The organism is Pseudomonas sp. 1, assembly GCF_056626735.1.
Map to the genome: position 1 here is coordinate 66,399 of NZ_JBWXMQ010000019.1, position 9,875 is coordinate 76,273.

Sequence of the window (9,875 nt, forward strand, 5' to 3'; positions counted from 1 at the left end):
GGCCTCATCGCGGGCTTGCCCGCGATGTTTTTTAAGAGGCCCACCTCGGTTTGCGCTTTTGCACAAACGCCATCGTGCCTTCGATCCCTTCGGCACCGGTCACCGCTTCGCTGAACCATTGCGCCGCTTCATCCAGCAGTTCACTTGGCGGCTGGCCGGCGCTGGCCAGCAACAGTTTTTTCGTCACGGCATTCGCTTCGGGAGCGCAGCAGAGGACGTGGTCGAGCACTTCATCCAGCCGCTCGGCGAGCGCCTGTGGATCCTGCTCGACAAAATGCACCAGCCCCAGGCGTCGTGCCTGGTGGCCGTCGAAGCGGGCGGCGGTCAGGGCCAGGCGGCGGGTTTCGGTCAGGCCGATGCGCTGCACCACAAACGGCGCGATCTGCGCCGGCAGCAGACCAAGACTGGTTTCCGGCAAACCGAACTGCGCCTGATGATCGGTGATGGCGATATCGCTGACACAGGCCAGCCCGAAGCCGCCCCCCAGCACAGCGCCCTGCAACACGGTGATCAGCACTTGCGGCGCGTGCTGTGCTTCTTCCAGCAATGACCCGAAGGCTCGGTTCAACTCGCGATAGGCATCGCTGCCCTGGGCGCGGGCGTTGGCCATGTCCTTGATGTCGCCACCGGCGCAGAAATGCCCGCCGGCACCGCTGAGCACCAAGGCGCGCACGCTACGGTCATCGCGCACAGCGGCCAGAATTGCGCGTAGCTCGGCGACCATTTGCAGGCTCATGGCGTTGTGGCATTCCGGGCGATTGAGGGTGATGTGCAATACGCCGTTGTGCCGTTCCAGCAGCAGCGTCTGGCAATCGGGCAGGGCGCTCATTTCTTTTTCCCCGGCAGGATGCCCATCAGTTTGCAGATGATGCCCAGCATGATTTCGTCGGCGCCGCCGCCAATCGACACCAGTCGCACGTCGCGATAGGCACGGGCCACCGGGTTGTCCCACATGAAGCCCATGCCGCCCCAGTATTGCAGGCAACTGTCACTGACTTCGCGGCCGAGACGCCCGGCCTTGAGCTTGGCCATCGACGCCAGTCGGGTGACGTCCTGACCTTTCACGTATTGCTCGGTGGCCTGATAGACCAGCGCCCGCAGGCATTCGATTTCGGTCTGCAATTCGGCGAGGCGGAAGTGGATCACCTGGTTGTCGATCAGCGCGTTGCCGAAGGTCTTGCGTTCCTTGCAGTACTCGATGGTGCTGTCGACGCAATATTCCAGGCCTTTGATCATGTTGGCCGCGCCGAACAGACGTTCCTCCTGGAACTGCAGCATCTGCATCATGAACCCGGCGCCTTCGTGGCCGATGCGATTGCGCTGGGGCACGCGCACGTTGTCGAAAAACACCTGGGCAGTTTCCGAGCTGCGCATGCCGAGCTTGTCGAGGTGTGAACTGAGGCTGATGCCCGGCGTGTTCATCGGCACCATGATCAGCGATTTGTTGACGTGCGGCTTGTCGTCCGAGGTGTTGGCCAGCAGGCAGATGAAGTCGGCGCTGGGCGAGTTGGTGATCCACATCTTGCTGCCGTTGATCACATAGTCGTCGCCGTCCTTGCGCGCGGTGGTCTTGAGCCCGGCGACATCGGAGCCGGCACCGACTTCCGAGACGCCGATGCAGCCGACCTGCTCGCCGGTGATCGCCGGGCGCAGAAACTCTTCGCGCAATTCATCGGAACCGAAGCGGGCGAGGGCGGGAGTGCACATGTCGGTCTGCACGCCGATCGACATTGGAATGCCGCCACAATGGATGGTGCCGAACTCTTCGGCGGCGACGATCGAATAGCTGTAATCCAGGCCCATGCCGCCGAACTTTTCCGGTTTGGAAATCCCCAGCAGACCGAGGTCGCCGGCCTTGCGGAAAATCTCGTGGATCGGAAAGCGCCCGGCCTTTTCCCATTCATCGACGTGCGGGTTGATCTCGTGCTCGACGAATTGGCGGACGGTGCGGCGCAGGGCTTCGTGTTCCGGGGTGAAGATCATTTTTATTGTTCTCCTTTAATCCGTGGCGATCAGAACCGGCTGACGCCGAAGCTGTTGGGTTGCAACGTGCGGATGTCGGCTTCGTGGCAGATGTCCAGCAGATAGCCGAGCAGGGTGCGGGTGTCACGCGGATCGATCAGCCCGTCGTCCCACAGGTTGGCGCTGCCGTAGAGGGCGGTGGACTGGTTGTCGAGTTTCTGCGCGGTGACCTGCTCCAGCATGTCGAGCATTTTCGGGTCGGGCACCAGGCCGTCCTTCAACTGCTTGGCTTCGGTGACGATGCGCAGCACCTTGCCGGCCTGAGCGCCGCCCATCACGGCGGTGCGGCTGTTGGGCCAGGCGAAGATGAAGCGCGGATCGAGCCCGCGTCCGCACATCGCGTAGTTGCCCGCGCCGTAGGAACCGCCGACCACGATCGTCAGTTTCGGCACCCGCGCATTGGCCACGGCCTGGATCAATTTCGAGCCATGCTTGATCACCCCGTGCTGTTCCGATTCGGTGCCGACCATGAACCCGGTGGTGTTGTGGAAAAACAGCAGCGGCGTCTGGCTCTGGTCGCACAGTTGAATGAACTGCGCCGCCTTGCTCGCGCCGTTGGGCGTGATCGGGCCGTTGTTGCCGATAAAACCGCAGGCGCGGCCCTGAATTTTCAGGTGGCCACAAACGGTCTGCTGGTCGAACTCACCCTTGAACTCCAGGAAGCGCGATTCATCGGCGATCCGCGCAATGATTTCGCGCACGTCGTAAGGTTTTTTCGGGTCGTCCGGGATCAGCCCGAGCAGTTCGTCGATGGGATACAGCGGCTCCTTGAATTGCGGTTCGGGCAGCCACGGTATTTGCTCGTTCCAGTTCAGCAGGCTGACGATTTCCCGCACCTGACGCACGCCATCGGCATCGTTTTCGGCCAGGTATTCGGCGGTGCCGGCGACTTGCGCGTGCATCTCGGCGCCACCCAGTTCTTCGTCGGTGGCGACTTCACCGGTCGCTGCTTTAAGCAACGGCGGGCCGGCAAGAAACAGCTTGGCCTTGCCGCGCACCACCACCACGTAATCCGACAACCCCGGCTGATAGGCGCCGCCAGCGGTGGCCGAACCGTGTACTACGGTGATCTGCGGCAAACCCATGGCCGACATCCGCGCCTGATTGGCAAAGCTGCGTGCGCCTTCGACGAAAATTTCCGCCGCGTAATTGAGGTTGGCGCCGCCGCTTTCGGCGAGGGTGATGACCGGCAGTTTGTTTTCCTGGGCGATCTGTTGCAGGCGCAGGGATTTCTTCAGGCCCGACGGGGAAATCGTCCCGCCCTTGATCGCGCTGTTGTTCGCCACGATCAAGGCGCGCACGCCGGACACGTAACCAATGCCGGCGATCAAGCCGCCACCGGCCGAGCTGCCGTCCTTGTCGTCGTGCAGTTTGTAGCCGGCCAGGCTCGCCAGTTCGAGGAATGGCGCGCCGGGGTCGAGCAACAGATTCAGGCGTTCGCGGGGCAGCAATTGTCCGCGTTTGTCGAATTTCGGTTTGGCTTCGGCGGCCTTGTTCAGCAGGTTCTGTTCGAGTTGCCGGACTTGCTCGATGGCGGCGAGCATCGCTGCGCGGTTGCGGGTAAAGGCTTCGCTGTGCGGGTCGAGCCGGGACTGGATCTGCGGCATGGCTTACTCCTTGTCCTTCAAAACGTCGGGCATGCAGGCCCGGTGAAAACCATTGAAGGATTCGCTGTGGGACGCCTTGTGCAACGGCCAGGCGCGACTGCCCAGGCTGGCCGCGCCATCGATGCGCAAGGTGCTGCCGCTGATGAACGCGGCTGCCGGGCTGAGCAGAAACACGATCGCTGCGCTGACCTCCGATTCGGTGCCGATGCGCTTGAGCGGCACGTGTTCGCGCAAGGTCGGGATCACCGCTTTGAACGCGCCTTCGTAAGTGTCCATGCCGCTGGAAGCGATCCAGCCCGGCGCCACCGCATTCACCCTAACACCGGCATAACCCCATTCGAATGCCGCCGTCTTGGTGAAGTTGTCCATGCCCGAACGCGCAGCGCCCGAGTGGCCCATGCCGGGCATGCCGCCCCACATGTCGGCGAGCATGTTGACGATGCTGCCGCCGTGTTTGCTCATCGACTGGTTGAACACTTCCCGGGCCATCAGGAAACCGCCTACCAGATTGGTCCGCAGCACGGTTTCGAAACCCTTCTGATTGATCGAGGCCAGTGGCGACGGGTACTGGCCGCCGGCATTGTTGACCAGTCCGTGAATCGGCCCGTGCTCGCGGATCAGCTCGCTGACCAGCGCCTTCACCGCCTCTTCGTCACGGATATCGCAGACCTGCCAGTGGGCGCGCCCGCCATCCTCGGCAATTTCAGCGGCGACGGTTTGCAGCTTTTCCGGCTTGCGTCCGACCAGCACCACGTTGGCCCCGAGCGCTGCCAGTTCGTGGGCGGTACAACGCCCGATGCCACTGCCGCCCCCGGTGACGATGACGGTCTGGCCGCTGAACAGATCGGCCCTGAAAATCGATTCATACGCCATGGTGCCAATCCTCTAGTCGAACTGTTCGGCGATGCTCTGCGGCACCGGGATCTGGATTTCCAGTAGTTGTTGGGCGAAGGCCTTGCCTTGCGGGTCGATGCGCAAACTCGCCACGCCGCCGCCACCAAGGGCATTTTCCAGCAGGAAGTTGAGGCTGTGGGTGCCGGGCAGATACCAGCGTTCGACCCGACCGTGAATCGGGTCGAGGACATGGCTCATCCAGTCGACGACCACCGCCGGGGTCAGTGCTTCGGCGATCCACGGCAGGTATTCGGGACGACGTGGCATGACGCCAATGTTGCTGTGATTGCCCTTGTCGCCGGAGCGCGCGACCGCCAGTTTGACCAACGGCACGCTCGCATCGGCGCGGCCCTGGGGTTTGGGCGTTTCGTGGGGCAGTGGCAGATCCTGGCTGTCGAGGGTGGCGGGGGCGGGCAGGGCGAACGGGTGAGATTCGCCGGCGATGTCGATCTGCAATGTGCAGGCGCTTTTGTCGATCAGGAAGGAGAACAGCCGGATCAGCGGATACACCGTCGGCCGTCCGCCGACGATGCCGGTCAGCCCCGGCGCCATGCCGGTCGCGGCCTGGGCGATTTCTCGGGAGAACAGGATCAGCGCTTGTTTGTTCGGGTGGCGCACGGCGAGTCTGATCACCACTTCGCGACTGTCCCGGCGCTGACCGTGAGGGCCGTAGGTGGCTTCGCTGCCAAGCAGTTCGACGTGGGTTTCGGTGTATGGCCCGAGGCCTTTGTGGTCGAGCATTTCCGAGGTTTTGTCGAGGATCGCCTGGCTGACGCGTCGGGCTTTTTCCACCGCGTCAATCCCGGCTATCAGGCAACTGGCGGTACACCGGAAACCGTCCGGATACGTTGCACTGACCTTGTATTGGTCGCTGGGCGGCAGGCCTTTGGCACCGTGTACCCGCACGGCGTTTTTGCCCTGTTGCTGGAGCTTGACCTGGCTGAAATCGCAGACCACGTCGGGCAACAGATAGGCCTGCGGATTGCCGATTTCGTAGAGCATCTGTTCGCCTACGGTCAGGGGGGTGACCAGCCCGCCGGAGCCCTCGGGTTTGCTGACGATGAACTGGCCGTCGGCGCTGACTTCGACGATCGGGAAACCGATGTGCTCGTAATCCGGCACATCGCGCCAATCGGTGAAATTGCCGCCGGTGCATTGCGCGCCACATTCGATGATGTGCCCGGCCAGGGCGGCTTGCGCGAGTTTGTCGTAGTCGTGCCATGACCAGCCAAATTCATGCACCAGCGCAGCGCTGACCACTGCGCTGTCGACCACCCGGCCGGTGATCACGATGTCGGCCCCCAGACGCAGCGCTTCGACGATGCCCGGCGCGCCGAGGTAGGCGTTGGTCGACACGCACATCGGCGGCAGCGGGGCGCCGCTGAACATTTCCGTAATGCCTTGGGAGGCGAGTTGTTTGAAGTGCGGTTGCAGGTCATCGCCCGACAGCACGGCGATTTTCAGCGCCACGCCGGCCTTGTCGCAGGCCGCTTGCAGCGCGGCGGCGCAGGCCTTTGGATGGACCCCGCCGGCATTGCTGATGACGCGAATTTTCTGCTCGGCCAGTTGCGGCAACAGAGGCGCGAGGACTTCGATGAAATCGCCGGCAAATCCCGCCTGCGGGTCCTTCATGCGCGCGCCAGCCATGATCGACATGGTTATTTCGGCCAGATAGTCGAAGACCAGATAATCCAGCTGTCCTCCGGCCACAAGCTGTGCGGCGGCGGTCGAGGTGTCTCCCCAGAATGCGCTGGCGCATCCGATGCGAACCGTGGTGGGCATTTTGATCTCCGACTCAGGAACCTGTGACAGAAGTGCATCGAGGCTACCAAGCAAGCGCTTGGTTTGTAAACAGGCGAAATTATCTTCTGCCCAAGCGCTTGCTTGGTCACCGCCGGCGGCTTAAATTGCCCGCGCAACCCCGCCGTTTCTGCGGGCTACGACGCATTTGACTGATCGACTGTAGGAGAGAACGGGTGGACGAGCAAAAAGCCCTGAGGGTCATGCGTGAACTGGTCGATGCCGGCCAGCTGACCGATCCGGACAGCGCTCGCGGCAAACTGCTGCAAGTGGCGGCCCACCTGTTCCGCAACAAAGGCTATGAGCGCACCACGGTGCGCGATCTGGCCGGTGCCGTGGGGATTCAGTCCGGCAGCATCTTTCATCACTTCAAGAGCAAGGATGAAATCCTGCGGGCGGTGATGGAAGAAACCATCCGCTACAACACTGCGCTGATGCGCGCAGCCCTGGCTGACGCCGCCGATGTGCGCGAGCGGGTACTGGCGCTGATCCGCTGCGAATTGCAGTCGATCATGGGCGGCAGCGGCGAAGCGATGGCGGTGCTGGTGTATGAATGGCGCTCGTTGTCCGAAGACGGTCAGGCCAAAGTGCTGGCGCTGCGCGACATCTACGAAGACCTCTGGCTGCAAGTGCTGGGCGAGGCCAAAGAGGCAGGTTTCATCCGTGGCGACGTGTTCATTACCCGACGTTTTCTCACGGGCGCATTGTCCTGGACCACCACCTGGTTCCGCGCCGGCGGCAGCCTGAGCCTGGATCAACTGGCCGAAGAAGCGCTGATTCTGGTACTCGAAGAGCGCTAGGCGCTTTCTATCGGGCCGGGAAACTGGCTAACTGGGCGAAACCGCCTAGCTTGAATGCAATGATCGGTACTTTTTCGGGGAGTGGGGTGTTTTGAAGTCTTCGCCAATTCGGACGGCCGCCGGGCTGATGCTCGCAGCGCTGGCTGCATTATGGGTATTGCCTGCTCCGGCGGCGCAAGTGGTTCGGGTGGGCGCGGCGCATTTTCCGCCCTACACCATTCGCCCGGAAAACGGCGCCGACACCGGCCTGCTGCCGGAACTGGTCGCGGCGTTGAACGGCGCCCAGAGCGACTATCGTTTCGAGCTGGTGCCCACCTCGATTCCTCGCCGGTTCGGTGATTTCAAGGATGGTCGCACCGACATGGCGATCTTCGAAAACCCGGAGTGGGGCTGGAAAGACATTCCCCACGCCACCGTCGACATGGGCCTGGAGGACGCGGAGATTTTCGTCGCGCAGAACAAGCCCGGACGCCAGCAGAATTACTTCGCCGATCTCAAGGGAAAACGGCTGGCGCTGTACAGCGGCTATCACTATGAGTTCGCCAACTTCAACGCCGATCCCAAATACCTCGCGGAGGCCTACAGCGCCACGCTGACCTATTCCCACGACAGCAACCTGCTGATGGTCTTGCGCGGGCGCGCAGACATTGCCCTGGTCACTCGCTCGTATTTGTTCGATTACCTGCTGCGTAACGAAAAAGTGCGCGACGAGTTGCTGGTGTCCCAGCGTATCGACCAGATCTACCACCACTACGCGATTCTCAGTCCGAAGGCGCCGATCACCGGCGAAGCGTTCGGCAAGCTGCTGCAGGGCCTGCGCGACAACGGGCAGATGCTGAAGATCTTCGATCCGTACAAGATTGCGGTGGTGCCGGTACCGCATCAATGACCGACGGTTTTTCGCGCCAGGCCTAAATTTCCCGCCCCGGCTCACGTCCCATCGTTGAACTGTCGACGATTACCGTGAGCCCGACCCATGTCCAATCTGAATGACCTGACTGCCCTGGCCCTGCCTTCGGGCAGCCAACTGGTAGCCGATGCCACCGAAAGCCGTCTGAGCCTGAGCCTGGACGGGCAACCGCTGATTCGCCTGCGCCTTGATCGCGAAGGCCAGGGGCCGATCCAGATTGATGAACGCTACGCGCTGCCGCCAGGCCAGGCGTTGTGGGCGGCCTGTTATTGGCTGTTTGCTCGTGATCCGGCGTGTCAGCAATTGATCTGGCAACTGGATCAGGCGCCAACCGAAGCCTTGCGCAGCGGTTTGCTGGTGGGCACTGAAGTGGCGGGTGAATATCGCTGCGAGCGCACGTTGTTCTGGCAACTGCCGCAACCGTGGCTGGGCAATTCGCTGAGGGGCAGTTATCCGCAGCAGATGGTCATCAGTAACGGCAAGCGTCATCCGCTGCGACCGGTGAAGCCGCGTGGTGAGGTTTACCGGCGTTTCGATGCGCGTCTCGGTGCCTGGATTTCCCTGCGAACGGTGGAAATCGAGCAGGATCTTGCGCGTTTCAATCGCTGGCAGAACAGTCCGCGAGTCGCCAGTTTCTGGCAGGAAGAGGGCAGCCTCGAACAGCATCGCGAGTACCTGAGCAAGCTTGACGCCGATCCGCACACCCTGACCCTGATCGGTTGTTTCGATGATCAGCCGTTTGCCTATTTCGAAGCTTACTGGGCCAAGGAGGACCGCATCGCGCCGTTCTACGATGCCGACAATTACGATCGCGGCATCCACATGCTGGTCGGGGAAGAAGACCATCGCGGCCCGCACAAGGTGGCGAGCTGGCTGTCGGCGCTGGTGCACTACCTGTTCCTGGATGATCCGCGCACTCAGCGAGTGGTCGCCGAACCTCGTGCCGACAACGCGAAGATGATCGGCCATATGCACAATCAGTGCTTCCATTGCGACAAGGAGTTCGACTTCCCGCACAAGCGCGCGGCGCTGATGATCCTTGGTCGCGAGCGGTTTTTCGACCGCTGCACGCTGGTGTGACATTTCCCTGAAAACAAAAAAGATCGCTGCCTTTCGACAAAGGCTGCGATCTTTTTTTTGGCCGATTTTTATCAGCGACGGTTTGCGGACATGGCATCGGCGCGGCTGCCGGATACCTTGCGGCAGTGCACCAGCGCATCACGAATCATGAAGTTGACCAGCGTCGGCGACACACCGAGTTCCTTGGCGATGTCCTTCTGCGGCACGCCGTGCAGACGGTACATCTCGAATGCATAGCGGGTGCGGACCGGCAACTCGGTCAGTGCGTCGGCGATGTGTTCCAGGGTCGAGAAGTTGATGTGCGAGGTTTCCGGCGAAGCGCCCTGAATGACCACGTTCAACCCTTCCTCCTCGGGGCCGGCGTACTTCTGCTCCAGCGCCTGTTTGCGGTAGTGATCGATCGCCAGATTGCGCACGATCTGGAACAGATAACTCAGTTGGGCCTTGATCGACGACGTGATCGGCGGCGCCGATTGCAGTCGGAAGAACGCATCCTGCACCACATCTTCGGCGCGTGACCGGCAGCCGGTAATGCGGGCTGCAATCTTGACCAGAATCAGTCGATTGTCGACGAATGCCTGAAGTAGCGGTGAATCGCACCTGCTTGTGGATACTTGTTCCGTCATGGAAATCACCTTGCTGCCAATAGGTTAGTGGGACGCCTGGGGGACGGGGCCGTCCTACACATCGAGCGACAAATTATGTTGAATGATAATGATTGTCAATTGAGAAAGAGAACTAATGATCCATAACGGTGCGATC

General features: G+C 61.7%; 9 protein-coding genes. 3 read left to right on the plus strand and 6 right to left on the minus strand.

Translation table 11 applies throughout. The features are described from left to right. Positions 1-31 precede the first annotated feature (31 nt). From AC1MDC_RS24505 to AC1MDC_RS24525, 5 genes are read right to left on the minus strand one after another with little or no spacing between them, the layout of a single operon-like run. Positions 32-829 carry an enoyl-CoA hydratase/isomerase family protein gene (locus AC1MDC_RS24505; protein WP_480393844.1) on the minus strand — a complete coding sequence of 266 codons (798 nt, stop codon included), beginning with the start codon at positions 827-829 and terminating at the stop codon, positions 32-34. Beyond that, positions 826-1,983: a citronellyl-CoA dehydrogenase gene (gene atuD, locus AC1MDC_RS24510; protein ID WP_085700109.1), complete on the minus strand. Its 1,158-nt coding sequence runs from the start codon at positions 1,981-1,983 to the stop codon at positions 826-828. Before atuD ends, AC1MDC_RS24505 begins: the two co-directional genes overlap by 4 nt. 29 nt (positions 1,984-2,012) lie before the next feature. Beyond that, the gene (atuC, locus tag AC1MDC_RS24515; RefSeq protein WP_085704452.1) at positions 2,013-3,629 is read right to left on the minus strand and encodes a geranyl-CoA carboxylase subunit beta; all 1,617 of its coding nucleotides are present in this window, start codon (positions 3,627-3,629) and stop codon (positions 2,013-2,015) included. A gap of 3 nt (positions 3,630-3,632) precedes the next feature. Continuing rightward, entirely contained in the window at positions 3,633-4,502 is an 870-nt protein-coding gene (locus AC1MDC_RS24520; protein WP_480393845.1) for an SDR family oxidoreductase, read from the minus strand. 12 nt (positions 4,503-4,514) lie between these two features. Beyond that, positions 4,515-6,305, minus strand: a complete 1,791-nt coding sequence (locus AC1MDC_RS24525) for an acyclic terpene utilization AtuA family protein (RefSeq protein ID WP_480393846.1) — start codon at positions 6,303-6,305, stop codon at positions 4,515-4,517. A gap of 194 nt (positions 6,306-6,499) precedes the next feature. On the opposite strand from AC1MDC_RS24525, the gene AC1MDC_RS24530 reads away from it, so the two are divergent. The 3 genes from AC1MDC_RS24530 to AC1MDC_RS24540 all read left to right on the plus strand — a co-directional run bounded on the left by AC1MDC_RS24530 (position 6,500) and on the right by AC1MDC_RS24540 (position 9,113). Then, positions 6,500-7,123 carry a TetR/AcrR family transcriptional regulator gene (locus tag AC1MDC_RS24530; protein WP_007955773.1) on the plus strand — a complete coding sequence of 208 codons (624 nt, stop codon included), beginning with the start codon at positions 6,500-6,502 and terminating at the stop codon, positions 7,121-7,123. 91 nt (positions 7,124-7,214) lie between these two features. After that, the gene (locus tag AC1MDC_RS24535) at positions 7,215-8,012 is read left to right on the plus strand and encodes a substrate-binding periplasmic protein (protein WP_085700116.1); all 798 of its coding nucleotides are present in this window, start codon (positions 7,215-7,217) and stop codon (positions 8,010-8,012) included. An 87-nt stretch (positions 8,013-8,099) separates the two neighbouring features. Continuing rightward, the gene (locus AC1MDC_RS24540) at positions 8,100-9,113 is read left to right on the plus strand and encodes a GNAT family N-acetyltransferase (protein WP_480393847.1); all 1,014 of its coding nucleotides are present in this window, start codon (positions 8,100-8,102) and stop codon (positions 9,111-9,113) included. A gap of 71 nt (positions 9,114-9,184) precedes the next feature. Here the strand turns inward: AC1MDC_RS24540 and AC1MDC_RS24545 are convergent, their stop codons facing one another. Continuing rightward, entirely contained in the window at positions 9,185-9,739 is a 555-nt protein-coding gene (locus AC1MDC_RS24545) for an RNA polymerase factor sigma-70 (protein WP_085700118.1), read from the minus strand. Positions 9,740-9,875 lie beyond the last annotated feature (136 nt).

Bases quoted from the DNA above. Each gene is read 5' to 3' on its own strand.
- AC1MDC_RS24505 (WP_480393844.1), bottom strand. From the start codon at position 829: ATGAGCGCCCTGCCCGATTGCCAGACGCTGCTGCTGGAACGGCACAAC.
- atuD (WP_085700109.1), bottom strand. From the start codon at position 1,983: ATGATCTTCACCCCGGAACACGAAGCCCTGCGCCGCACCGTCCGCCAA.
- atuC (WP_085704452.1), bottom strand. From the start codon at position 3,629: ATGCCGCAGATCCAGTCCCGGCTCGACCCGCACAGCGAAGCCTTTACC.
- AC1MDC_RS24520 (WP_480393845.1), bottom strand. From the start codon at position 4,502: ATGGCGTATGAATCGATTTTCAGGGCCGATCTGTTCAGCGGCCAGACC.
- AC1MDC_RS24525 (WP_480393846.1), bottom strand. From the start codon at position 6,305: ATGCCCACCACGGTTCGCATCGGATGCGCCAGCGCATTCTGGGGAGAC.
- AC1MDC_RS24540 (WP_480393847.1), top strand. From the start codon at position 8,100: ATGTCCAATCTGAATGACCTGACTGCCCTGGCCCTGCCTTCGGGCAGC.
- AC1MDC_RS24545 (WP_085700118.1), bottom strand. From the start codon at position 9,739: ATGACGGAACAAGTATCCACAAGCAGGTGCGATTCACCGCTACTTCAG.